The 23,446-nt window shown below is 71.1% G+C and carries 18 protein-coding genes and 2 pseudogenes; 11 read left to right on the top strand and 9 right to left on the bottom strand.

From position 1 onward, the window contains the following. Positions 1-24: 24 nt before the first annotated feature. Positions 25-1,386 (top strand): MFS transporter, encoded by a 1,362-nt coding sequence (locus KGS77_RS29885; protein ID WP_242587777.1) that lies wholly within the window; start codon positions 25-27, stop codon positions 1,384-1,386. 80 nt (positions 1,387-1,466) lie between these two features. Here KGS77_RS29885 and KGS77_RS29890 read toward each other — a convergent pair. Both KGS77_RS29890 and hmgA read right to left on the bottom strand, forming a co-directional pair. Next, positions 1,467-2,215, bottom strand: a pseudogene (locus KGS77_RS29890) (GntR family transcriptional regulator). A 37-nt stretch (positions 2,216-2,252) separates the two neighbouring features. After that, the gene (hmgA, locus tag KGS77_RS29895; RefSeq protein ID WP_242586237.1) at positions 2,253-3,617 is read right to left on the bottom strand and encodes a homogentisate 1,2-dioxygenase; all 1,365 of its coding nucleotides are present in this window, start codon (positions 3,615-3,617) and stop codon (positions 2,253-2,255) included. A gap of 272 nt (positions 3,618-3,889) precedes the next feature. Here hmgA and KGS77_RS29900 point away from each other — a divergent pair, with 272 nt between their 5' ends. The 4 genes from KGS77_RS29900 (at position 3,890) to KGS77_RS29915 (ending at position 8,946) form a co-directional block, all read left to right on the top strand. After that, on the top strand, positions 3,890-5,317 hold the full coding sequence (locus KGS77_RS29900) for a citrate:proton symporter (RefSeq protein WP_242586238.1): 1,428 nt from the start codon (positions 3,890-3,892) through the stop codon (positions 5,315-5,317). 47 nt (positions 5,318-5,364) lie between these two features. Next, a complete protein-coding gene (locus KGS77_RS29905; protein WP_242586239.1) occupies positions 5,365-6,198 on the top strand; it encodes a class I SAM-dependent methyltransferase in 834 nt (277 codons plus the stop codon). 126 nt (positions 6,199-6,324) lie between these two features. Then, entirely contained in the window at positions 6,325-7,743 is a 1,419-nt protein-coding gene (locus tag KGS77_RS29910) for an aldehyde dehydrogenase family protein (protein ID WP_242586240.1), read from the top strand. Positions 7,744-7,863: 120 nt separating this feature from the next. Then, on the top strand, positions 7,864-8,946 hold the full coding sequence (locus KGS77_RS29915) for a Zn-dependent alcohol dehydrogenase (protein WP_242586241.1): 1,083 nt from the start codon (positions 7,864-7,866) through the stop codon (positions 8,944-8,946). Positions 8,947-9,011: 65 nt separating this feature from the next. Here KGS77_RS29915 and KGS77_RS29920 read toward each other — a convergent pair whose 3' ends face one another. Beyond that, positions 9,012-9,656 (bottom strand): TetR/AcrR family transcriptional regulator C-terminal domain-containing protein, encoded by a 645-nt coding sequence (locus tag KGS77_RS29920; RefSeq protein ID WP_242586242.1) that lies wholly within the window; start codon positions 9,654-9,656, stop codon positions 9,012-9,014. Between the two features lie 155 nt (positions 9,657-9,811). Here KGS77_RS29920 and KGS77_RS29925 point away from each other — a divergent pair, with 155 nt between their 5' ends. Next, positions 9,812-10,972 (top strand): acyl-CoA dehydrogenase family protein, encoded by a 1,161-nt coding sequence (locus KGS77_RS29925; protein WP_242586243.1) that lies wholly within the window; start codon positions 9,812-9,814, stop codon positions 10,970-10,972. An 18-nt stretch (positions 10,973-10,990) separates the two neighbouring features. Here KGS77_RS29925 and KGS77_RS29930 read toward each other — a convergent pair whose 3' ends face one another. After that, on the bottom strand, positions 10,991-11,479 hold the full coding sequence (locus tag KGS77_RS29930; RefSeq protein ID WP_242586244.1) for a MarR family transcriptional regulator: 489 nt from the start codon (positions 11,477-11,479) through the stop codon (positions 10,991-10,993). Positions 11,480-11,588: 109 nt separating this feature from the next. On the opposite strand from KGS77_RS29930, the gene KGS77_RS29935 reads away from it, so the two are divergent. Continuing rightward, a complete protein-coding gene (locus tag KGS77_RS29935; protein ID WP_242586245.1) occupies positions 11,589-12,470 on the top strand; it encodes an NmrA/HSCARG family protein in 882 nt (293 codons plus the stop codon). 40 nt (positions 12,471-12,510) lie between these two features. Further along, on the top strand, positions 12,511-12,930 hold the full coding sequence (locus tag KGS77_RS29940; protein WP_242586246.1) for a MarR family winged helix-turn-helix transcriptional regulator: 420 nt from the start codon (positions 12,511-12,513) through the stop codon (positions 12,928-12,930). A 177-nt stretch (positions 12,931-13,107) separates the two neighbouring features. Here the strand turns inward: KGS77_RS29940 and KGS77_RS29945 are convergent, their stop codons facing one another. After that, on the bottom strand, positions 13,108-14,295 hold the full coding sequence (locus KGS77_RS29945; RefSeq protein WP_242586247.1) for a hypothetical protein: 1,188 nt from the start codon (positions 14,293-14,295) through the stop codon (positions 13,108-13,110). 234 nt (positions 14,296-14,529) lie between these two features. Between KGS77_RS29945 and KGS77_RS29950 the strand changes: the two genes are divergently transcribed. Both KGS77_RS29950 and KGS77_RS29955 read left to right on the top strand, forming a co-directional pair. Next, positions 14,530-15,162, top strand: a complete 633-nt coding sequence (locus tag KGS77_RS29950; RefSeq protein ID WP_242586248.1) for a TetR/AcrR family transcriptional regulator — start codon at positions 14,530-14,532, stop codon at positions 15,160-15,162. A 124-nt stretch (positions 15,163-15,286) separates the two neighbouring features. Further along, a complete protein-coding gene (locus tag KGS77_RS29955; protein ID WP_242586249.1) occupies positions 15,287-15,673 on the top strand; it encodes a hypothetical protein in 387 nt (128 codons plus the stop codon). 157 nt (positions 15,674-15,830) lie between these two features. Here KGS77_RS29955 and KGS77_RS29960 read toward each other — a convergent pair whose 3' ends face one another. Next, positions 15,831-16,292 (bottom strand): MaoC family dehydratase, encoded by a 462-nt coding sequence (locus KGS77_RS29960; RefSeq protein ID WP_242586250.1) that lies wholly within the window; start codon positions 16,290-16,292, stop codon positions 15,831-15,833. A 175-nt stretch (positions 16,293-16,467) separates the two neighbouring features. Here KGS77_RS29960 and soxR point away from each other — a divergent pair. After that, a pseudogene (gene soxR / locus KGS77_RS29965) lies at positions 16,468-16,923 on the top strand (redox-sensitive transcriptional activator SoxR); the annotation flags it as partial. 968 nt (positions 16,924-17,891) lie between these two features. Here the strand turns inward: soxR and KGS77_RS29970 are convergent. The 3 genes from KGS77_RS29970 to KGS77_RS29980 all read right to left on the bottom strand — a co-directional run bounded on the left by KGS77_RS29970 (position 17,892) and on the right by KGS77_RS29980 (position 23,430). Then, the gene (locus KGS77_RS29970) at positions 17,892-18,872 is read right to left on the bottom strand and encodes a hypothetical protein (protein WP_242586251.1); all 981 of its coding nucleotides are present in this window, start codon (positions 18,870-18,872) and stop codon (positions 17,892-17,894) included. Positions 18,873-20,355: 1,483 nt separating this feature from the next. Further along, positions 20,356-21,801, bottom strand: a complete 1,446-nt coding sequence (locus tag KGS77_RS29975; RefSeq protein ID WP_242586252.1) for an amidase — start codon at positions 21,799-21,801, stop codon at positions 20,356-20,358. Between the two features lie 186 nt (positions 21,802-21,987). Continuing rightward, entirely contained in the window at positions 21,988-23,430 is a 1,443-nt protein-coding gene (locus KGS77_RS29980) for an OFA family MFS transporter (RefSeq protein WP_242586253.1), read from the bottom strand. Positions 23,431-23,446 lie beyond the last annotated feature (16 nt).

Genomic DNA, 23,446 nt, shown 5'->3' on the forward strand with positions numbered 1-23,446 from the left:
CCCAGGAAGGACGGTCCTGCCGTCATGACGCAGACCTCTCGCACCGACGCACGGGTCGCGGCACGGCTGGACCGCCTGCCGCCGTCCCGCTGGCACCGCCGCCTGACCCGCGTCGTCGGCATCGGCGCCTTCTTCGACCTCTACGAGATCTTCCTCGGCGGGGTGCTGGGCGCGGTGCTCGCCGAGCGCTGGCAACTCGGCCACACCGCCAGGTCCTGGGTCATCGCCTCCGCGTTCCTGGGGATGTTCGTCGGCGCCAACCTGCTGTCCGTACTGGCCGACCGCTTCGGGCGGCGCCGGATGTTCCTGGTCAACCTGGCCGTGTACTCCCTGTTCTCCCTGCTCTGCGCCTTCGCCCCGGACGTACGCTGGCTGATCGCCCTGCGCTTCCTGTCCGGTCTGGGGCTGGGCGCCGAACTCGTCCTGGTCGACACCTATCTCGCCGAGTTCCTGCCGCGCGCGGTACGCGGCCGGTACCTCGCGCACGCCTACACGCTGGGGTTCCTCGGCGTTCCCGTCGCCGCCTTCGCCGGCGCGCGCCTGGTGGCCTCGCGCGACATCCTGGGCGTCGAGGGGTGGCGCTGGCTGCTGGTCGGCGGGGCGCTGGGGGCCGCCTTCATCCAGCTCATGCGCTCCCGGCTGCCGGAGTCACCGCGCTGGCTGACCGTGCACGGCCGGGAGGAGGATGCGGCGCGGATCGTCGCGGGGATCGAGGAACGGGTGGCCCGGGAGACCGGCGGGAGCCTGCCGTCGGTGGCCGAGACCCGGACCGTACCGGAGCGCCGTGTTCCGCTGGGGGAGATGTTCCGGGGCGAGCACCGGCGGCGCACCGTCATGTGGTGGATCTTCCAGGTCCTCCAGACCGTCGGCTACTACGGCTTCGGCTCGCTGGCGCCGGTCGTCCTGGCCGCCAAGGGGCACACCGTCACCGCCTCCCTCGGCTACGCCGCGCTCAGCTTCTGCGGCTACCCGATCGGGTCGGCGCTGTCCGTACCGCTCATCGACCGGATCGAGCGCAAGACGCTGATCATCGCCTCGGCACTGGGCATCGCGGTCTGCGGCCTGGCCTTCGGCTTCGCCGGCGCCACCGTACCGATCGTGATTGCGGGGCTCGCGCTGACCGTGTGCAGCAATGTCTTCTCCAACGCCTTCCACGTCTACCAGACCGAGATCTTCCCGACCGGTCTGCGCAGCAGCGCCATCGGCATCGCCTACTCGCTCTCCCGGCTGACGACGGTGATACTGCCCTTCGTCGCGCTCGGCGTGCTGGTGCGGCTGGGGCCGGCCGCGGTGTTCGTGGGCTCGGCGGGCCTGATGGTGCTGCTGTGCCTGAACGTGGCGCTGCTGGGGCCGCGTACGACGGGACGCAGCCTGGAGCGCATATGAGGCGCGCGGTGCCCACGGCCCCCACCGCGTGCCACAGCCCCGCACCGCATGCCACAGCCCCGCACCGCGTGCGGGAGTTCTCAGTGCGCGTCGAGGGTGACCGTGAAGGAGAAACGGTCCCCCGGTAGTGGATGCGCGCCACGTCCACCGCCCGCCCCTCCTCGTCGTACGTGATCCCCGTGTAGTGCAGGATCGGGCTGAGCAGCGGCACCTGGAGGAGCCGGACCGTCTCCGGGTCGGCCAGCCGCGCCTCGACCGTGTCGGTGATCCGGCTGATCCGTACGCCCACCACGTCCCGCAGCACCTTCGTCATCGGCCAGCGCTCCAGATCCGCCGGGTCGATCCGGCCCGCGAGTTCGGGGCGCAGGAAGTTGCGCGCGTGGTTCGTCGGCTCACCGGTTTTCTCGTCGCTGCGCAGCCGGTCGTACGTGGCCACCTCGGACAGGTCCGGGAAGTGCTCGGCCAGCTCGGTGGGCACCGGCGCGGTGCGGTGATCCAGCAGGACGGTGCGCATACCGGACTGCTGGGCCACGATCGCGTCCACCGAGCCGAGCAGCCGTACCGGCGCGCCGCGCCGCGCGTCCGGCTCGATGAACGTGCCGCGCCGGCGGTGCCGGGTGATCAGGCCCTCGCTCTCCAGCTCCTTGAGCGCCTGCCGCATGGTCAGCACGCTCACGCCGTAGTGGGCGGCGAGGGCGTCCTCGGTCGGCAGCCGCAGCGGCGCCTCCGGTGAGCGCCCCAGTATGGAGGCGCGCAACGACTGCGAGACCTGGTACCACAGCGGCAGCTTGCGGTTCAGGGCCAGCGAGTCGGGAGCGAAGGTCGTCACGGCTGCGTACCCCACAGACTCTACGGATCCACCGGCTTCACGGACGGAAATGCCGCTCCAGACCCTGCCATACGTCGTCGTAGCGGCGCTGCAGGTGGTCCCCGGCCAGCGCCTGGCCGGTGAGCGTCAGCGGCCAGCGCGTCTCGAACATGAACGCCAGCCCGTCGTCCACCTTCTGCGGCACGAGCTCGGCCGCGCTCGCCCGGTCGAAGGTCTCCCGGTCGGGGCCGTGCGCGGACATCATGTTGTGCAGCGAGCCGCCGCCCGGCACGAAGCCGTCCCGCCCGCCCTGCTTCGCGTCGTACGCGCCCTCGATCAGACCCATGTACTCGGTCATGACGTTGCGGTGGAAATAGGGCGGACGGAACGTGTCCTCGCCGACCAGCCAGCGCGGCGCGAAGACCACGAAGTCCACACCCGCCAGCCCCGGGGTGTCCGACGGGGCGGTCAGGACCGTGAAGACGGACGGGTCGGGATGGTCATAGCTGATCGAGCCGATGACGTTGAAACGGCGCAGGTCATAGACGTACGGGACATGGTTGCCGTGCCAGGCCACCACGTCCAGCGGCGAGTGGTCGTACGTGGCCGTCCAGAGGTTGCCGCAGAACTTGTTGACGACCTCGAAGGGCTCCTCGACGTCCTCGTACGCGGCGACCGGCGCGAGGAAGTCCCGCGCGTTGGCCAGTCCGTTGGCGCCGATCGGGCCGAGGTCGGGGAGCTGGAAGGGCTGCCCGTAGTTCTCGCAGACATAGCCGCGGGCGCTGTCCGCCAGCAGTTCGACGCGGAACCGCACGCCGCGGGGGATCAGTGCGACATGGCCGGGCTCGGCGCGCAGCAGGCCCAGTTCCGTACGCAGCAGCAGCCCGCCCCGCTCGGGGACGATCAGCAGTTCGCCGTCCGCGTTGCTGAACACCCGCCGCTCCATGGAGGAGTTGGCGTGATACAGGTGCACGGCCATGCCCGAGCGCTGGGTGATGTCGCCGTTGCCGCCGAGCGTCCACAGGCCGTCGAGGAAGTCGACGGGGCCGGAGGGCTCGGGCAGCGGGTTCCAGCGCAGCCGGTTGGGGTCGGGGGTGGTCTCGGTGAAGGGCGCGCCGCGCAGCGCGCCGTTGCCGGTCCGTACGAACGGGGGGTGGGCTGCGGAGGGGCGGATGCGGTACAGCCAGGAGCGGCGGTTGCGGGCGCGCGGCTCGGTGAACGCCGTACCGCTGAGCTGCTCCGCGTACAGGCCCAAGGGGGCGCGCTGGGGTGCGTTGCGGCCGACCGGCAGTGCGCCGGGGACGGCTTCGGAGCTGTGCTCGTTGCCGAATCCGGGGGAGTAGGCCAGCCCTTCGGCCGTCTTCCTCGCCTGCTCGCCGGCCGTGCCCTGATCCGTACCCGTGCCTTTGTCCGTACCTGTCATCGCGTGCTCCCGCCGCTCAAGGAATCCGAATCCTATGCAGGACATTAGGATTGTGGCTCCGGCGCGTCAACGGGTCGGCGGTGCCGTGGTGCGCCTTCCGGCCAGACGCCGACTGCCGGCCGTTGCGTGCCGTCCGTCGCCCCTTCCTCCGTGACCTCGCCTTTTGCTCGTATTGCTCACGCGTCAAGACCTTGTTGGAGGAAAGTTCACACACCTAACGTCACCTCGACCGCCGTCCCCGGTGGGTGTTCAAAGGCGAACGTGAGGTACCCATGCTGACAATCCTCGGATTTGTCATGATCGCGGCATTCCTGGTGCTGATCATGACGAAGAAGATGTCGCCGATGGCGGCACTCGTGCTCATTCCCGTGCTGTTCTGCGTGCTGGCGGGGAAGGGCGCGCACCTGGGCGACTACGTCCTGAAGGGCATCGGCGACCTGGCCCCCACCGCCGCGATGCTGATGTTCGCCATCATCTACTTCGGCGTGATGATCGACGTCGGGCTCTTCGACCCGGTCGTCCGCGGCATCCTGCGGTTCTGCAAGGCCGACCCGCTGCGGGTCGTCGTGGGCACCGCCCTGCTCGCCGCCATCGTCTCCCTGGACGGCGACGGCTCCACCACCTTCATGATCACGGTGTCCGCGCTGTACCCGCTCTACCGCCGGCTGAAGATGAGCCCGGTGATCATGACCGGGGTCGCCGCCACCGCCAACGGCGTGATGAACACCCTGCCCTGGGGCGGCCCGACCGCCCGTGCCGCCACCGCGCTCAAGCTGGACGCCGGCGACATCTTCGTACCGATGATCCCCGCGCTGGCCACCGGCCTGGCCGGGGTCTTCCTCCTGGCGTACGTCCTGGGCCGGCGGGAGCGCAAGCGGCTCGGTGTGCTCGTCCTCGAACAGGTCCTCCCGGAGCGCGAGAGCGAGCAGGCGCTCGTACCGGCCGGCGGTTCCGGACCGGGTACGGGTTCCGGCTCCAAGGGCCGTACGGACCAGGGCACCGGGGCAGCCGGCTCCGGCGCCGGCACCGGCTCCGGAGAGGCGGACGTGGACGGCGAGCCGCAGGGGCTGGACCCGCGCCGCGCCACCCTGCGCCCCAAGCTCTACTGGTTCAACGCCGCGCTCACCGTTGCCCTGCTGACCCTCCTCATCCTCCAGACACTCCCGATCCCGGTGCTCTTCCTGCTCGGTGCCGCCCTCGCGCTCACCGTCAACTTCCCCCGGATGCACGACCAGAAGGCCCGGATCGCCGCCCACGCCGAGAACGTCGTGAACGTCTCCGGCATGGTCTTCGCCGCCGCCGTCTTCACCGGCGTCCTGACCGGGACGGGCATGGTCGGGCACATGGCGCACCGGCTCGTCGACAGCGTCCCCGACGCGCTCGGACCGCACATGGGCATCGTCACCGGGGTCCTGAGCGTCCCGCTCACCTACTTCATGTCCAACGACGGCTTCTACTTCGGCATCGTGCCGATCCTCGCCCAGGCCGGGGCCGCACACGGCGTCGAGCCGGTCGAGATCGCCCGTGCCTCGCTCGTCGGGCAGGCCCTGCACATGTCCAGCCCGCTGGTTCCCGCCGTGTACGTCCTGGTCGGCATGGCGAAGGTGGAATTCGGCGACCACACCAGGTTCACCGTCAAATGGGCCGCGCTGACCTCCCTGGTGGTCCTGGGCGCCGGACTCCTGTACGGAATCATCTGACGCAGGGAACCGCCGGGCGGGAACAGCGGCAGCGGTAGCGTGGAACCATGCCGGAGCCGTCGCCCGCCCGCTTCTTCGGCCGGCTCGCCGAGAGCTACCACCTGCTGTACGCGGACTGGGCCGCGGCGGTGATCCGGCAGGGCCGCGCCCTGGACGCGTACATACGGGCCGCGCCGTCCGCGCCGGGCGAGGAACCCCGCGCTCCCCGCGATCCCCACGGCCTCCCTCGCCCCCGCCGTCTCCTGGACTGCGCCTGCGGCATCGGCACCCAGGCCGTCGGGCTGGCCGCCGCCGGACACGACGTCACCGGTACGGACCTGAGCCCGGTCGCCGCCGCCCGCGCGGCCCGGGAGGCGGCCGGCCGGGGCCTGCGCCTGCGGACGGCCGCCGCCGACATGCGGCGGCTGCCCTTCCGCGACGGCGAGTTCGACGCCGTGGTGTGCGCCGACAACTCCCTGGCCCACCTGCTCACCCCGCAGGACGTACGTGCCGCGCTGCGCTCCATGGAGCGGGTGCTGCGGCCGGGCGGACTGCTGCTGATCGGCATGCGCGCCTACGAACAGGCGCGCGCCGAGCGGCCGGAGAGCACCCCGCTGCGTGTGGCCCGCACCCCTGACGGCGGCCGGGTCGTCACCTTCCAGCTCTGGGAGTGGCACGAGGACGGCGAGCACTACGACTTCGACCTCGTCCAACTGCTGCCGCACGGCGACACCTGGGAGGTACGGTCGGGCCGCACCACCTCCTGGGCCCTGAGCCGGGACCAGGTGACCGGTTTCGTCCGGGAGGTTGGGCTGGAGGTGACCGGCTGGCACGAGCCGGCGGACAGCGGCTTCTTCCAGCCACTGCTGACGGCCCGCAAGAGGCCGGCACCGACCGGCTGACGGCCCGCCCCGCGCGTCGCGCCCGGGGCAGCCTGGCGTCACAAAACCACCGGGGATAATTTGAGGTGCCTACGGTCGCGGTCGGGTCCGTACGCCTCAGCAGCCACCCCGTCCCGGGAGGACGACGTGAAGTACCACGACGCGATGTTCATCGACGGAAGCTGGCGGCCCGCCGCCGGGCGGGAGACCATCGATGTCCTCAACCCGGCCGACGAGCAGATCATCGGCCGGGTCCCGGCGGGCTCCGAGCAGGACGTGGACGACGCCGTACGGGCCGCCCGCGCCGCCCTGCCCGGCTGGGCCGCCACCCCGCCCGCCGAGCGGGCCGCCCGGCTCACCGCGCTGCGCGACCAGCTCGCCGCGCGCAAGGAGGAGATCGCCCGGACCATCACGGCCGAGCTGGGCGCGCCGCTGGGGTTCAGCACGGCGGTCCAGGCCGGCGCCCCTATCGTGGTCGCCGGTTCGTACGCCGAGCTGGCCGCCTCGTACTCCTTCGAGGAGAAGATCGGCAATTCCACCGTACTGCTCGAACCGGTCGGGGTCGTGGGCGCCATCACGCCGTGGAACTACCCGCTGCACCAGATCGTCGCCAAGGTCGCCCCGGCGCTGGCGGCCGGCTGCACGGTCGTGCTCAAGCCCGCCGAGGACACCCCGCTGACCGCCCAGCTCTTCGCCGAGTGCGTGGCCGCGGCCGAGGTGCCGGCGGGCGTGTTCAACCTGGTCACGGGCCTGGGGCCGGTGGCCGGGCAGGCGCTGGCCGCGCATGAGGGAGTGGACCTGGTCTCCTTCACCGGCTCGACCGCCGTGGGCAAGCGGATCGGCGCCCTCGCGGGCGCGGCCGTCAAGCCGGTGGCCCTGGAACTGGGCGGCAAGTCCGCCAACGTCATTCTGCCCGGCGCCGACCTGGCCGAGGCGGTGGGGGCCGGCGTCGCCAACGTCATGGCGAACACCGGGCAGACGTGCAGCGCCTGGACCCGGATGCTGGTCCACGCCGATCAGTACGAGGAGGCCGTCGCCCTCGCCGCCGAGGCCGTGGACCGGTATACGCCCGGCGATCCGACGGACGCCGAAAGCAGGATGGGGCCGCTGGTCAGCGCCAAGCAGCGGGACCGCGTCCGTGGCTACATCGAGCGCGGCATTTCCGAGGGCGCCCGTCTCGTGGCGGGCGGACCGGACGCTCCCGAGGGCCGTGAGAAGGGGTACTACGTCCGCCCCACGGTCTTCGCCGACGTGACGCCGGACATGACCATCGCCCAGGAGGAGATCTTCGGCCCGGTCATCTCCGTCCTGCGCTACCGGGACGAGGAGGAGGCCGTACGCATCGCCAACGGTACGGTCTACGGCCTGGCGGGCGCGGTGTGGGCCGCCGACCGGGACGAGGCGGTCGCCTTCGCCCGCAAGCTGGAGACGGGACAGGTCGACATCAACGGCGGCCGTTTCAACCTGCTGGCTCCCTTCGGCGGCTACAAGCAGTCGGGTGTGGGGCGTGAGCTGGGCGCGCACGGGCTGGGCGAGTACCTCCAGACCAAGTCCCTGCAGTTCTGAGATCCTTCCGCCGAGGCTGCCGCTTCGGGCCGGTCCTTGCCGGGCTACGCGGACCGGACCGGCCCTCCGGGCTCGCCCGGCCCCTCGGCAGCCGTCCACGAAGAACGGAACCCCGCCACCATGACCCGCGCCGCCGTACTGCCCGCCGTGGGCGCCCCGCTGGAGATCGCCGACATCGCCCTGCCCGACCCGGGGCCGGGCCGGATCAGGGTCCGGCTCGCCGCGGCCGGCGTCTGCCACTCCGACCTGTCGCTGTCGAACGGGACGCTGCGCCAGCCCGCTCCCGCCGTACTGGGGCACGAGGGCTCGGGCACCGTCACCGCCGTCGGCGAGGGCGTCACCACCGTCGCGCCCGGCGACCGGATCGTCCTGAACTGGGCGCCGTCCTGCGGGAACTGTCACTTCTGCGGGCTCGGCGAACCCTGGCTGTGCGCCGCCGCGGGTGCTGCCGCCGCCACCCCGTACGCCACCCGCGCCGCCGACGGCAGCGCCTTGTACCCGGGCCTGGGCACCGCCGCCTTCGCCGAGGAGACGGTCGTCCCCGCGCGCGCCGCGCTGCCGCTGCCGGACGGTGTGCCGCTCGCCGACGCCGCGCTGCTCGGCTGCGCCGTGCTGACCGGCTGGGGCGCGGTGCACCACGCGGCGCGGGTCCGGGCGGGTGAGTCCGTGGTGGTCCTCGGCGCCGGCGGGGTGGGGCTGGCCACGCTGAGGGCCGCACGTGTGGCGGGCGCCGGTGAGCTGATCGCCGTCGATGTCTCCCCGGAGAAGGAAGCACTGGCGCGCTCGGCCGGTGCCACCGATTTCCTCGTGGCCGCCGAGGACACCGCCAAGCGGGTCCGCGCGCTGACCGGCGGATACGGCGCGGATGTCGCGATCGAGTGCGTGGGCCGTGCCGCGACGATCCGTACGGCCTGGTCCGCCACCCGGCGCGGCGGCCGTACCACCGTCGTCGGCATCGGCGGCCAGGACGAACAGGTCACCTTCTCCGCCCTGGAGCTGTTCTACTTCGGCCGTAGGCTGTCGGGCTGTGTGTACGGCAACAGCGACCCCGCCGCAGATCTCCCGGTGATCGCCGGGCATGTCCGCAGCGGCGCGTTCGACCTCTCGGGGCTGGTCACCGAACGCATCGGCCTGGAGGACATCCCGGCCGCGTTCGACGCCATGCGGGCGGGCAGGGGAGGCCGCGCGCTGGTCGTGTTCTGAGCACCGGGCCCGGACCCGGGGGTTCACGTGCCCGAGGGTTCCGGTGTGCGCCTGGCGGTCACCGCTCAGTCGTGTGCCGGGAGCCGGTCCGGGTGCCGCAGCGCCAGCCCGTCCACGAGCGCGCGCAGCCCCGTCTCGAACGCCCCCTCGTCCACCTGCTGTTGGTGCTCCGCCAGCAGGTGGGCCCGGCCGAGGTGCGGGTATTCCCGGGGATCGTAGGCGCTCGGGTCGTCCACGAAGCCGCGGGCGAAGGAGCCGAGCGCGGAGCCCGCGACGAAGTAGCGGACCATGGCACAGATCCGGGTGGCCTGCGCGGGCGGCCAGCCGGCCGCGACCATGCCGCCGAAGGCCGCGTCCGCCATCCTCAGCGCGGCCGGCCGGCGGCCGGGGCCCTGGGCGAGGACCGGCACGATGCTGGGGTGCGCGGCGAGTGCCGCGCGGTAGGAGCGGGCCCACTCCAGGAGGCCGGTGCGCCAGTCGGCGCCCACGCCGAAGGCGGACACCTCGACCTGGGCGACGACGGAGTCGGCGACCGCGTCCAGGAGCTCGTCCTTGGTCGCGAAGTGGTTGTACAACGACGGCCCGCTCACGCCCAGTTCGGCGGCCAGGCGGCGGGTGGAGAGCGCCGGCAGCCCTTCCGCGTCGATGAGCGCCAGCGCGGTGGTGACGATGCGTTCGCGGCTCAGCAGGGGCTTGCGGGGTCGGGCCATGGCGCTCATAGTAGAGGCCGCCACCGTAAAACTAGCGGTGCTAATTAATGCGCTGACCGACTTGACCGACCTGACCGACCTGACCGACCTGACCGACCTGTTCGGCCTGATGGGCCTGATGGGCGAAAGCCCGAAGCGCTGGAGACGGAGACCGGATGAATCTCGGACTCGGCGAGGAGCAGGCCGCCGTACGCCGGCTCGCCAAGGACTTCGTCGCCCGCGAGGTCACGCCGTACGCCGCCGAGTGGGACCGCCGGGAGCGGGTCGACCGGGGCATCGTGAAGAAACTCGGTGCGGTCGGCTTCCTCGGCCTCACCCTCCCCGAGGAGTACGGCGGCAGCGGCGGCGACCACCTCTCCTACGCCCTGGTCACCGAGGAACTGGGCCGTGGTGACTCCGCGGTGCGCGGCATCGTCTCCGTGTCCCTGGGCCTGGTCGCCAAGACCATCGCGGCCTGGGGCGGGGAGGAGCACAAGCGGCGGTGGCTGCCGCCCCTGGCCTCCGGCGAGGCCGTCGGCTGCTTCGCCCTGACCGAGCCGGGCACCGGGTCCGACGCGGGCAGCCTGGCGACCCGGGCCGTACGGGACGGCGCGGAGTATGTGATCAACGGCAGCAAGATGTTCATCACCAACGGGACCTGGGCGGACGTCGTCCTGCTCTTCGCCCGTACGACGGACGCCGACGACGCTTCCGGTCACCGGGGCATCAGCGCCTTCCTCGTACCGGCCGACACCCCGGGCCTGGAACGCCGGGAGATCCACGGCAAGCTGGGCCTGCGCGGCCAGGCCACCGCCGAACTGCTGCTCACCGATGTCCGGGTGCCTGCCTCGGCCCTGCTGGCTCCCCAGGGCAAGGGCTTCGCGGTCGCCATGTCGGCGCTGGCCAAGGGCCGGATGTCGGTCGCCGCGGGCTGTGTGGGGATCGCGCAGGCCGCGCTGGACGCCGCCGTCGGGTACGCCACCGAGCGTGAGCAGTTCGGCAAGACCCTCGCCCATCACCAGCTCGTACAGGAGCTGATCAGCGACATCGCGGTGGACGTGGACGCCGCGCGGCTGCTCACCTGGCGGGTCGCCGACCTGATCGACCGCGGCGAGCCGTTCGCCACCGAGGCGTCCAAGGCCAAGCTCTTCGCCTCCGAAGCGGCGGTACGGGCCGCCGGCAACGCCCTCCAGGTCTTCGGCGGCTACGGCTACATCGACGAGTACCCGGTCGGCAAACTGCTCCGCGACGCCCGCGTGATGACGCTGTACGAGGGCACCAGCCAGATCCAGAAACTGATCATCGGGCGTGCGCTGACGGGCGTTTCGGCCTTCTGAGACGGACCCGGCCCGTACTCACTCCGGCTTCGGCCGGGACCGCAGGTAACGCATCTGGACATGGCTGAGGTCATGCGCCCGCCGCATGTGACGGGTGATCACCTCCAGTTCGTCCTCGGTGTGGGTGTCGAGCAGCGCCTCCCACTCCCGGCCCAGGTCGTCCCACACCGCGGTGACGCGGGCGACGCGCTCGGGAACCGGGGCGACCAGCACCCGGCGGCGGTCGCCCGGGTCGGGCCTGCGGGCCACGTAGCCCGCTTTTTCGAGCCGGTCCACCAGTCGGGTGGCCGAGCCTGTGGTCAGTCCCGACATCTCGGCGATCTGCTTGACGGTGAGCGGCTCGGGTTCGGCCGTCAGCAGGCTCAGGCACTGCATGTCCGTCGGGTGCATGCCGAGGTGGTCGGCGACGGCTTGGTTGAACAGGACGTATGCCGCCATGTAGCGGCGGGACTCCCTCGACAGTTCCTTGTGCAGCTTTGCCCGACGCGAGTCCGTCACGTGGATCACACCCCAAAATTCGCTGCGCGGCGCAGCGAGATCCCGTAGCCTCCTGTGTGACGCATCAACTGCGTCACGCAGTCATTTGTTGTGCAATTATTTCATCCCCAGGAGAATCATGCTCACCGTCGCCGTCACCGGAGCCACCGGCGCCCAGGGCGGGGCCACCGCCCGTACGCTGCTGGCCGCCGGACACCAAGTGCGCGCCCTGACCCGTCGGCCCGCCTCGCCCGCCGCCGACACCCTGCGCCGCCTCGGCGCCGACGTGCGTCACGCCGACTTCGAGGACCGCGCCTCCCTGGACGCCGCCCTTGCCGGCGCCGACTCGCTCTTCGCGGTCACCACCCCGTTCGGCACCGACACCGCCACCGAGACCCGGCAGGGCACGGCCCTGGTCGACGCCGCGGCAGCCGCCCGCCTCGGGCACATCGTGTTCACCTCCGCCGCCCACGCCGACCGTGGCACCGGCATCCCGCACTACGAGAGCAAGTACCTGGTCGAGCGGCACCTGCGGGCGGCCGGCGTGCCCTGGACGGTCATCGCTCCGGCGGCGTTCATGGACAACTACGCCAGTGGCTGGACCCTCGACGGGCTGCGCGCGGGCGCCTTCGCCTGGCCCATGCCCACCGGCCGGCCGCTCACCCTCATCCCCGCCGCAGACATCGGCGCGTTCGCGGCGCTGGTCCTGCGGCGCCGCGAGGACTTCGCCGGACAGCGCCTGGACATCGCCTCCGACGAGCGCACCCCCGAGGAGATCGCGCAGATCCTCACGGCGGCCATCGGCCGCCCGGTCACCCACCAGGAGGTGCCTTTGGCTCAGGTCCGGACCTATTCGGCGGACCTGGCGGCGATGTTCGCGTACTTCGCCACCTCCGGCCTGGACGTCGACGTGGCCGCACTGCGCCGTGACCACCCCGAAGCCGGCTGGCACAGCTTCGCCGACTGGGCCGCCGGGCAGGACTGGCCCGCACTCCTGTCCGCCGCGCCCGCCCACCGCTGACCCTCCCGCCCGTCCCCGCCACGAGAGAGCGCCTTCCCTCATGAAGCCCATCGGCCACTGGCTCAACCGCACCGACGCGGCCCTCACCCGCTGCATGAACGAGATGCTGGAGGAGTCCGGCCTCACCCGGATCGCCTGGCAGATCCTCAACGTCATCAAGGACACCCCCGAGATCTCCGACGCCGAGGTCCGCTCCGTCCTCGTCACCCATGCCGACGCCCCCACGCTGACCGCCGCCGTCGAGGCCGTGCTCGCCGGCGGCTGGGCGGACCGGCCCGCACCGGGCCGGCTCGCCCTCACCGCCGACGGCCGCCGGCGTCTGACGGAGGCCGCCGGACGCGTCGCCGCGTTCCGCGACCTGTCGACCGCCGGTATCTCACCGGAGGAGTACCGCACGGCCGTCCTCGTCCTGGAACGCATGACCCACAACCTCGAAACGGCGACCGGAGCCGGCCGCTGACCGCGGCACCCTGTAGGGCGGTGGCCGGTTCCCTGTGGCCGTAGCGGGTGGTGGGCGGTTCCCGCCACCGGCTCGGAGCGCCCGCACGGTCGGCCCGCGCGCCGGGTCCGGGCTCCGTCGGACGGGTCCTTGTCCGATGAGCCCTTGTCGGATGGACCCTTGTCAGGCGGGCCCTTGTCAGGCGGGCTTCGCCAGATGCTCCTCCAGGAACGCGGCGAGCGTGGCCCGTACCTCCGCGACGCCCTGCCCCGGCGGCAGCGTGCCGAAGGATGCCGCGTCGTCCGGGTCGTCCGGATCGCGCAGGCCCAACGGCTCGGCGAGCACGTCGAAGTCGGTGGCCGTCCAGTGCCCGGCGCCCGATACCTCCACGCGGCGGCGCGGGCCCCGCAGCAGTGGCCACAGCCGGTCCCAGCCGGCCAGGACCTCCGGGTCGTGCGGGTCCGGCGGAGTCGTCGCGCACAGCAGTACGGGGACATCCAGGCCGGTGGTGAGCGCCTGGCCGTACAGACTGCCGTCCAGCACCGCGGCAGCCGCCACCCGCGGATCGAGCCGCGCCAGCTCGACGGCCGCGGCACCGCCCAGCGAGTGCCCGGCGACCGCGATACGGGCGGGGTCGAGCAGCGCCTGCCACGGTGAACCGGCGGCCAGCAGCCGGTCCAGGACGAACCGCAGGTCGGCGACGCGGGTGGTGAGGTAGCGGTCTTCGAGATCAGTAGCGGGGCCGGACCCGGGCCGGTCATCCGCTGCCTCGTTCACCGCCTCGTTCTCTTCGCCGGCCCTCTCGGACTCCTCGGCTCCCTCGGACTCCTCGTCCTGCTCGCCGAAGTCCGGCTCGCAGTGCGGGACGACGCGGCCGTCCGGGAAGGCGACACCGGCGGCGTCCGAGGGGTGGTCGACGCCCGCGACGCACCAGCCGCGCGAGGCCAGTTCCTCGGCCAGTACGGTCAGTCCGGCCCGGTACTCGCCCAGGCCGGGGGAGAGCAGCACCAGCGGCCGGAGCGTACCGCCGGCCACGGGAGCGCCGTCCACGGCGTGCGTCCCGGTCCGCGCCAGCGCCTCGCACAGCGCCGGGTCGAGTTCCTCGTCCTCCTCCGCCCAGGCGTCAAGCACCAGTTCGGCCACCGGCGGTGCCAGGTAGGGCGCGGACACCGGAGCGCTGCCGGCGTGCGGGGCCGATGCCTCGGCTGCCGGGTACCAGAGCTGCACCATCAGCTCGCGCCGGAGGTCCTGTGACCACGGGTCGGCGCGGTCGGGGTCGGTGAGGTGCAGGGCCCGTGTTCCCACCGGGTGGGGTCCGGTGGGCCCCGGCAGTTGTAGGCGCGGGGTGTTCGTGTGCCGGCCGGTCATGGCGTCCGTCTTCTCCACCTTCTGCGTCTGTGTCGTTGTCGCCGCTCATTTCATGCTGATTCGCGCGCCGGCGCGACCGAATATTCACGCGCAGGCGTACGGTGCGCGGCCCCGGGGCCCGGCGCCCGATGCCGTACGGCTCAAAACGGGACGTACCCGCCGTCGTGCTCTAAGCGCTTGCTCACCTTCGGGGTATGGTGTTCGATCCGCCGGCGGACGGCCCGGACGGCGGGAAGAGGAGCGGGGTGTGTGATGGCTACGCAGGCCAGGCAGGCGGACCGGACGGGTGAGGAGTGGGCCGACGTGACCCCGGACGCGGCCCGGCGGCTGGTCGGCGCCGCCGTCGAGGCGTTCGCCGAGCGCGGGTACCACGCCACCACCACCCGCGACATCGCCGGCCGGGCCGGCATGAGCCCCGCTGCCCTCTACATCCATTACAAGACGAAGGAAGAACTGCTCTACCGCATCAGCGGCATCGGCCACGAGAAGGCGCTGCGGATCATGACGGAGGCCGCGGGCGCGGGCGGCAGCGCGACGCGGCGGCTGAGCGACGCCGTACGGACCTTCGCGCGCTGGCACGCCGAGCACCACACCACGGCCCGGGTCATCCAGTACGAACTCCAGGCGCTGGGCGCCGAGCACTACGCCGAGGTCGCCGCGCTGCGCCGGCGGACCGACCGGCTGCTGCGCGGGATCATCCAGGACGGGGCGGACGCCGGGGAGTTCACCGTCGAGGACGTGCCGGGCACCACCCTGGCGGTGCTGTCGCTGTGCGTGGACGTCGCCCGGTGGTTCACCGCGGACGGTCCCCGTACGCCCGACGACGTAGGCGCGCTGTACGCCGGACTCGTACTGCGGATGGTCGGAGCGGAACGCCCCTCGTAGCCGTAACTCCCCTTGACGGTGTCACGCGGCGGGAGGACGTTGTCGCTGTCGCCCGTCCGGGCGGCGATCGCACCGACCGCCGACAACGACCGTGGCACGTGACAAGGGAAGGGGGGATACGGTCATGGCCGGTCCCACTTCAGGGCACGGAGAGATCCAGTTCGAAGAGGCGAAGGTCGAGGAATCCCAGCTCAACGTCATCGGCGACCGCAAGCCGGCCGGCGTGAGCGCCCAGGACCTCCAGGGGTTCGGGTACACCTACCGGCACAACTGGGGCCCGCGCAACGGCTGGTGGGTGCTGAACCTCACCTCCAACAGCTTCACCGCCAACACCCGCGCCTTTGTCAGCATCAGTGAAGGCCCCACCTCCTCCGGTGGCAAGTTCATCGGCAACGCGCGGTACTCCGTCTACAACATCGCGCCGGACAACGGCGTGGTGGCGATTCGCGTCTTCGTCGACTGGCCGAACCCCATCGGCCTGGTCGTCGACTACTTCTTCGTGAATCCGTAAGGAAACCGGAACCGGACGGAACAAGGAAACCGGAAAGGAAGCCGGAACCGGAAGAAACAGGGCGATCGGGGCGATACGAGCAGTCGGTGTGTCCGGAACGCCGCCGGGGCGGGACCGCCGTCCCGGCGGATGCGCCGCCCTCAAAGGCGTGGCCGGCTCACAGGTAGAAGCGGCTGAGGGTCTCGGCCACGCACACGGGCTTGTCGCCGCCCTCGCGCTCGACGGTCACCGTCGTGGCGAGCTGCACCCCTCCGGGCACCTCGGTGACATCGGCGATCGTGGCCGTGGCGCGCACCCGTGAGCCGACCGGGACCGGAGCGGGGAAGCGGACCTTGTTCACCCCGTAATTGATGCCCATCTTCACGTTGTCGACGCGCATCAGCCGTGGTACGAGCGCGGGCAGCAGCGAGAGCGTCAGATAGCCGTGGGCGATCGTCGAGCCGAAGGGACCGGCCGCGGCGGCCTCCTGGTCGACGTGGATCCACTGGTGGTCGCCGGTGGCGTCCGCGAACAGGTCGATCCGCTTCTGGTCGATCTCCAGCCAGTCACTGGTGCCCAGATTCTCGCCGACCGCCGCACGCAGCTCGTCGAGCGAGGCAAACACCCGGGGCTCTGCCATGTCCGTACGCCTCCTTGGGGCTCCACTCTTCCGCGTTTGCCCGCGCTTGTCCGTGCCTGTGCACGCCGTGCGTGCCTTCATGCCTCTCCCGCATCGACTAAGCGCTTGCTCAGCATGCTGAGCGCGGGGCCCGCTGTCAACGCGGCCGTCCGGCCTGTGCGGATAGGGTGACGAGGTGCCTCAGCTTCCGTACAAGGTTCATGAACTCACGGTCGGCCAGCTCTCCGCGCGCAGTGGTGCCGCGGTCTCCGCCCTGCACTTCTACGAGTCCAAAGGGCTGATCAGCAGCACCAGGACGGCGGGCAACCAGCGACGCTACACCCGTGACGCGCTGCGCCGGGTCGCGTTCGTACGAGCCGCCCAGCGGGTCGGCATCCCGCTCGCCGTCATCCGTGACGCCCTGGCCGAGCTTCCCGACGAGCGGACCCCCAACCGCGAGGACTGGGCCCGCCTCTCCGACATCTGGCGTGCCGAGCTGGAGGAACGTATCAGCCAGCTCGTCGAGCTACGGGACAAGCTCACCGACTGCATCGGCTGCGGCTGCCTCTCACTGACCACCTGCGCGCTGACCAACCCGTACGACAAGCTCGGCGAGCAGGGCCCGGGGGCGCGGCGGCTGCGCGTCGACCGGTCCGCGGCCGACCGGCCGAAGGGGAAGGCGGGCCGTGGCGTCGGTGGTTCCGGTGATGCTGACGTTGCCAGAGTAGTCAGTGGTTCCGGTGGTGCTGGTGGTGTCGGTGGTGACGGGGACTCAGGCGGTACGCACAGGGCCCGTGGTTCCGGCGGCGGCACGGGCAACCGCTCCTCGGTGGTACGCGAAGGTGACCGCGGCCAGCATCGGGCCCCAGGCCAGGAGCGGCGCGTAACAAAGAAGCATGACGGTGCGATGGACCCCGGCCAGTGCGCCGTCGTTCATGAAGAGCAGGAATGCCAGGAATTGTGAGGGCCACAGGAGCGTGAGGGCCGCCGCGCCCGCGGTCGCGAGCCGGGTGAGGGGCCGGCCGCCGACGAAGGACAGCCGGCGGGACAGCCGCTCGCCCCAGGGGCGTACCAGGGCGAAGGTGCTCAGGGCCAGGCACTCGGTCAGCACGCTCAGGCCGATCATGAACAGGGTCCCCCAGCCGGGGGAGTTGAACTCCTCACGCAGGACGCTCTCACTGAAGCCGACCGGGACGCCGACCGCCATGGCGATCCGCCACAGGCTCGACGGCAGGGTGCACAGGACGACGGCGTGGGCGGTGCGTACGGCCCAGCGCGGCGGCGGAACCCATGCGGCGGGCCGCTGTGGCGCGGTCGGGAACTTCGGTGTCATGGCCCCAGCCTGCCGGTCGCACCGGTGCGCCGAAACGTTCTCGGGTACCGGTCGCCTCCGCCGTACGGCGGAGGCACGGCTCATCCCAGCGGCCCTCCATCGGCGTGGACGAAGCGACGGGCTTCACGGCCGGCAGGACACTCCAGCGCACGCCGGGATGACGTACGGCCGGGGTGGCGACGTGCAGTTCGGAGCGGAGGGCTGCGGCCTGCGTGGATGCTCCGGCGGCGCGGTGTTGCAACAGGGACCACCTATGAAACGTCCGAGTCACGGTATGGCTCAGCCGTTTATTCGCTGGCGGCGTAGCCGGCTGCGTCAGCTCGGAAGCGCTTGGTGTCCCGTTCGTACCAGCTCTTGCAACCCTGGATCATGACGCCAAGGTTTGCTGCATACTCGCGGGCCAGTTGCTGGTCCGAGCCGAAGTCGGGGAGAGAGGTGATGCGATCGCTGATCTCGTGGACGATCTCGTCATGGAGTTCAAGCGCCTGGGTGTAGGCGTCTTGAAGACTCAGCCTGCGTTCGCGTTGCAGACAGAGGACGACGTTGATCGTCTCGGTGCCGCCGCGGGCGATCTCTTTGGAAAGCGAGTACAGGTCGTTCTGGATTGCCATCACGCGGGATGTGAGCCACTTGAGCACGATGATGGTGGGATGGCTGGCGATATGCGGCGGCAAGGGGCGTCCCGTGGCGATCTCGATCATGTCGGTAGAGGCAACGATGCCGACTGAAGCCGTACGGATGTCGAGGGTGTCGACCAGCGAGGGTGTTGTTTTGCTTTGCTTGTAGGGTGCCTCGGCCTGCATACCGGTGACGAATACGGTCCAGTTATGGATGAAACGATCCATCCATGTTTCATCGGCGAAAGCGAGTAGTTCTTTGCGGAGGGTGGCCAGTGAGTGCATGATGCCGTTGTCCGACAGCGTGAGCGCGGCGCCTTTGAGGATCTGCACGGTCCGCCGGATAGGGACAGTGAGTTCCTCCACAGTGCACGGCTCGTAGTAGTCGTCGAAAACGGTGGCCATGGTGAACATGCGTGTGCAGGCGATCAGCCGTAGCTGATCGACAGCGGCACCGTAACAGCGGCTGGCGAGATGTCCGAACTTCGTTGCTGCGTACTGTGCGCGTGCCTCGTCGGACAGGAAGGCAAAGTCCGTTCCCATCCACTGCTCGATTTCACGTTCGGCCGCATCCGCCCAAGGGGCAATCCGATCCGGAAATGAATAGGTGGGGGTGGGCAGTACGAGTCCGTTCATGCTGAGGCTGGTCATGGCTCTCTCTGTAAGTTATGGAGTGGCCGGGCTCTGTTGGGCCGGGGAGTGGGTCATGCCGTCCTCCGCACACGGTGGGATGGCCCCGGCGGGTGTCGGAGTGATCCATCACGTCGTTGTGGATCAGCCAACCGGTGGTCGGCAGAGTGTGGCACTGCGGGTGCCGTGACAGGGGCGGTGGCGGGCAGCATCATGACGGCTCTCCTCCGGTCGACCAGAGGACTTCTGCGAGGAACACACCGCAGATCTTCACTTCGGACACGGCGTGACGGCGGCTGTCCCTGTCGGCATGATGGGCACTCCCTGCCGCTGCCGCGGGCCATGACCAGGCTGCCGTTGCCATACGTGTCCCCCTGTTCCACAGACCCGATGCCGGGCAGCCGCCCGCCCTTTCGCGGCCCACTCCCTGCATCTGCCGCACAGAGTGCGTACTCTCAGAAGAGCGGACATGCGGCGGACGGCAAAAGCCACTACCGTCTCCGAAAGCGTGAACGCGATGAACGTTTGCTCCCTTGTGAAGGGTCGGCAATCCAGTGACGCCGTGAGTGCCACTCAACTCGCCTTTCCTGGGCGCAACAACCCTGTTCAGGAGGCGCACGAGTATGTGATGCGGCAGACGGCGCGTTCAACTATGCCCATGACGTATTCCGTACGGAAGCGCTCCTTCCGAACCCGCGCCCGCTCTACACCGGCGCCTCTACCGTCCAGCCCGACTACTGGTTAAGGGGCGGAGGGAAGGGGTTGTTGGTGGGGCGGGATCTGGGTCTGGACGGGGTGGTGGACCATTTCACCCTGTCCAGAGACGAGTCGGGATGGTTACGGAACAAGACCGGGGCCACGAGGCTGGGCATGGCTGTCCGGCTGAAGTTCCTGACCTGGCGCGGCAGGTTTCCGAAGATGCGTCTGGAGCTGCCGCCCGACGCGGTCGGGCACGTCGCCAAGCAGCACCGCAGTGAGCTGCGGGAGTTGACTGGCTGGTACGAATGCACCAGGACCGACCAGGGCAAGCTCGTCTCGCAGTCGGTGGACGTGATCTGGCACGACGAGCGGGCCGCCGCCGAGGTCGCCGCGCGGCTCGCGCGGGACAAGGACTGCCCCGGCCGGCTGGACGCGCTGGTCTTCGTACGGCACCAACTCCGGGATCAGCTCGGTCACGTCCGGCGAGCACGGCCACACCGAGGGAGAACTGCGCTACACCGCCCGCCGGTACCTGACCGCAGTCGGCGAAATCAGTACCTGCGCGACCGCGACCTCCAGTGCGAGATGCAGGAAGGGCTGAACGTCGTCGAGGGCTGGAACGGCGTGTCTCCCCGGAGCCGGACCCCGAGCCGGCCATGGCCTGAGCACCCGCACCACCACGCACATCAGCCCCTCGCCAGTCCCGGCGAGGGGCCGATTTTGATCCGAAGGCTACTGGCGGGTTACTTGTCACCTGGTTCGTTGCTCGTTGACGGCACCCCATGGAGCCCGGTGGGCCCCCGGGTCACCAGACGGCGGGCTTGCGTCCCGCCCACGGCCGGGCCTCCTCCAACTGGGCGGACAGTGAGATCAAGGTGCCCTCATCGCCGTACCGCGCAGCGAACATCACGCCGATGGGCAGCCCCTCGTCGTTCCAGTACAGCGGTACGTTCACCGCCGGCTGGCCGGTCGCGTTGTAGAGCGCGGCGAAGGGCGTGAAGCGGCCGATGGCCGCGAACTCGGCCTGAGGGTCGGCGTCGTCGCGCAGGCTGCCGACCGGTGCCGGCGGCGCGGCGACGGTCGGCGAGAGGATCACGTCGTAGCCGCCGTCCCGTGGCATCAGCGCGTCGGCGAACAACTGGCCCAGGGAGCGGAACTCGTACATCGAGCGGGCGAACTCCACGGCGGTGAGCCGGGCGCCGCGCTGCCGCAGATATCGGGTCAGCGGCATGAGCAGTTCCTCGCCGCCGGGCGGCACGGGGCGGTTGGCGGCCAGCACCGACCAGACGCGCGTGAAGGCGTAGCGGGCGTTGTCATCGACGGTGGGCAGCGGCAGGTCCTCGACCTGGTGGCCCAGCTCGCCCAGGAGCGCCACGGTCGTCTCGATGGCGGCGCGGCAGTCCGGGTGCAGCTCCAGGCCCTCGATCGGCGCCTGGGTCAGACAGGCGATCCGCAGCCGCCCGGGGGCCCGCCGGGCGTAGGCGGAGAAGGTCTCGCCGGGCGGCAGCGCGGGCGCCGCGTACGGGTCGCCGGGCATCGGGCCGGCCAGGACGTCCAGCAGCGCGGCACCGTCGGCGACCGTACGGGAGAGCGGGCCGGCGGTGCTCAGCCCGGCGACGTCGTGCAGGACGGGGCCGCTGCTGATCCGGCCGCGGCTGGGCTTGATGCCGTAGAGCCCGCACACGGATGCGGGGATACGGACGGAGCCGCCGCCGTCGCTGGCGTGGGCGACCGGCGCCAGCCCGCCGGCCACCGCCGCGGCGGCCCCGCCGCTGGAACCGCCCGCCGAACGCTCCAGGTCCCATGGCGTGCGGGCGGGCGGGGCGAGGCGGTTCTCGGTGTAGCAGGAGAGGCCGAACTCGGGGGTGTTGGTCTTGCCGAGCAGTATCGTGCCGCCCTCGCGCAGCTTGACCACGAGGTGGTCGTCGAACGTGGGGACGTGCTCGGCCAGCGCCAGGGAGCCCATCGTGCAGCGCACCCCCGCCACATGGTTCAGGTCCTTGACCGGCACCGGCACCCCGTACAGCAGGGGCAGCGGGCGGTCCTCGCGGCGCGCGGCGGCGGCCTCGCGCTCGGCCTCCGCCGCCTGCTTCCTGGCGAGGTCCGGGGTGCGGGTGATGAAGGCGCCGAGCGTGCTGTCCAGCCGCTCGATCCGTGTCAGGTAGTGCTCGGTGAGGTCGACCGGGGAGAGCTCACCGGACCGGACGGCCTCCGCCTGCTCCAGTGCGGTCAGATCGTGCAGCTCTGCCATGAACGTGTGCTCCCTCGTCGCGTGCCGCCGGGTCCGCGGCGTCCGCGCGGTACCGGTCCTGAAGGTCGAGCAGATGTCAGCTCGTGAACAGTTGTTTCAACTTGAGGGCCAGTTCGTAAAGGCCGTACCCGAACGGCACGCCGACCCACAGCCAGGCCAGAACCAGGAGCGGGGTACGGCGGGCGGTCACGTGGCCGCTCCTTCCGGGGTGGCGGGGGCCGGCCCGGATGCGCCGGCACCCGGTTCATGATGGCGTGCGGAGACCGGACGGACCAGCTCATTGGCGACGAAGGCCACCGCCAGCAGGCCGATCATGATGAAGAACGAAGGGGTGTACAGGCCGGGGCCGCTGCGCCCGGCGGCCTTTCCGCCGTCCGCGACGGCGTTGACGATCAGCGGGCCGAGGATTCCGGCGGTGGACCAGGCGGTGAGCAGCCGGCCGTGGATCGCGCCCACCTGGTACGTACCGAAGAGGTCCTTCAGGTACGCCGGAACGGTGGCGAACCCGCCGCCGTAGAAAGAGAGGATCACCGCGGCACAGGCGATGAACAGCGGCTTGGAGGAGCCGCCGGCCAGCGCGATCAGCAGGTACGCTCCGGCGCCGACGCCGAGGAAGAGACGGTAGACGTTTTTGCGGCCCAGCCCGTCCGAGGCGGAGGACCACAGGATCCGGCCGAGCATGTTGGCCAGGGAGAGCAGGCCGACGAAGCCCGCGGCGGCCGGGATGCTCACCGGGGCGGAGGTGCCCGCGAAGAAGTCCGTGACCATCGGGGCGGCCTTCTCCAGGATGCCGATGCCCGCCGTGACATTCATGCACAGGACGACCCAGAGGCACCAGAACTGCGGTGTGCGCAGGGCGTTACGGGCGGAGACTTGCGTGGTGGAGCGTGCGGTGACCTGCGCGGTGGCCTGTGCGGGACCCGGCCCGGGGCGGAGCACGGGCGCCGACGCCGGCCGTTCGCCCGGCGGCGGCCCGCCGCCCGTCGCCGGTCCGCCGCCCGCCGGCCGTACGCCGGGCGGTACGCGGACCAGCAGCGCCCCCGGCGTCATGAACAGCGCGTACGCCAGCCCCATGACCACGAACGTCCGGGCGATCCCGGCGGGGTCCGTACCGAACGACTTCAGCAGGCCGGTGGACCACGGCGAGGCGATCAGCGCGCCGCCGCCGAACCCCATGATGGCGATGCCCGTGGCCATCCCCGGACGGTCGGGGAACCACTTCAGGAGGGTGGAGACGGGCGAGATGTACCCGATCCCCAGGCCGATGCCGCCGATGAAGCCGTATCCCAGGACGACCAGCCAGTACTGGCTGGTGGCCGCGCCGAGGGCGGCCACCAGGAAGCCGGAGGAGAAGCAGAGGGCCGACACCGACATCGCCCGGCGCGGGCCGTGGCGCTCGACGAGGGTGCCGCCGAAGGCGGCGGACAGCCCCAGCATCACGATGGCGAGCTGGAAAGGCAGCGCGGAGGCCGTGCCGGACAGCCCGAGCGAGGACTCCAAGGGCGGCTTGAAGACGCTCCAGGCGTAGACCTGGCCGATGGCGAGGTGGATGGACAGCGCGGCGGGCGGAACCAGCCAGCGGCTCCACCCCGCCGGGGCGACGGCGCGGGTGCGGGCGAGCGCGAGCATGACGCGGAACGTACAT

The sequence above is a fragment of the Streptomyces sp. MST-110588 genome (assembly GCF_022695595.1).
GTDB lineage: Bacteria > Actinomycetota > Actinomycetes > Streptomycetales > Streptomycetaceae > Streptomyces.

What these genes read in the sequence shown, in the direction of transcription:
- KGS77_RS29885 (WP_242587777.1), top strand. Translation starts at nt 25, where the DNA reads ATGACGCAGACCTCTCGCACCGACGCACGGGTCGCGGCACGGCTGGAC.
- hmgA (WP_242586237.1), bottom strand. Translation starts at nt 3,617, where the DNA reads ATGACAGGTACGGACAAAGGCACGGGTACGGATCAGGGCACGGCCGGC.
- KGS77_RS29900 (WP_242586238.1), top strand. Translation starts at nt 3,890, where the DNA reads ATGCTGACAATCCTCGGATTTGTCATGATCGCGGCATTCCTGGTGCTG.
- KGS77_RS29905 (WP_242586239.1), top strand. Translation starts at nt 5,365, where the DNA reads ATGCCGGAGCCGTCGCCCGCCCGCTTCTTCGGCCGGCTCGCCGAGAGC.
- KGS77_RS29915 (WP_242586241.1), top strand. Translation starts at nt 7,864, where the DNA reads ATGACCCGCGCCGCCGTACTGCCCGCCGTGGGCGCCCCGCTGGAGATC.
- KGS77_RS29920 (WP_242586242.1), bottom strand. Translation starts at nt 9,656, where the DNA reads ATGGCCCGACCCCGCAAGCCCCTGCTGAGCCGCGAACGCATCGTCACC.
- KGS77_RS29925 (WP_242586243.1), top strand. Translation starts at nt 9,812, where the DNA reads ATGAATCTCGGACTCGGCGAGGAGCAGGCCGCCGTACGCCGGCTCGCC.
- KGS77_RS29935 (WP_242586245.1), top strand. Translation starts at nt 11,589, where the DNA reads ATGCTCACCGTCGCCGTCACCGGAGCCACCGGCGCCCAGGGCGGGGCC.
- KGS77_RS29940 (WP_242586246.1), top strand. Translation starts at nt 12,511, where the DNA reads ATGAAGCCCATCGGCCACTGGCTCAACCGCACCGACGCGGCCCTCACC.
- KGS77_RS29950 (WP_242586248.1), top strand. Translation starts at nt 14,530, where the DNA reads ATGGCTACGCAGGCCAGGCAGGCGGACCGGACGGGTGAGGAGTGGGCC.
- KGS77_RS29955 (WP_242586249.1), top strand. Translation starts at nt 15,287, where the DNA reads ATGGCCGGTCCCACTTCAGGGCACGGAGAGATCCAGTTCGAAGAGGCG.
- KGS77_RS29960 (WP_242586250.1), bottom strand. Translation starts at nt 16,292, where the DNA reads ATGGCAGAGCCCCGGGTGTTTGCCTCGCTCGACGAGCTGCGTGCGGCG.
- KGS77_RS29970 (WP_242586251.1), bottom strand. Translation starts at nt 18,872, where the DNA reads ATGACCAGCCTCAGCATGAACGGACTCGTACTGCCCACCCCCACCTAT.
- KGS77_RS29975 (WP_242586252.1), bottom strand. Translation starts at nt 21,801, where the DNA reads ATGGCAGAGCTGCACGATCTGACCGCACTGGAGCAGGCGGAGGCCGTC.
- KGS77_RS29980 (WP_242586253.1), bottom strand. Translation starts at nt 23,430, where the DNA reads ATGCTCGCGCTCGCCCGCACCCGCGCCGTCGCCCCGGCGGGGTGGAGC.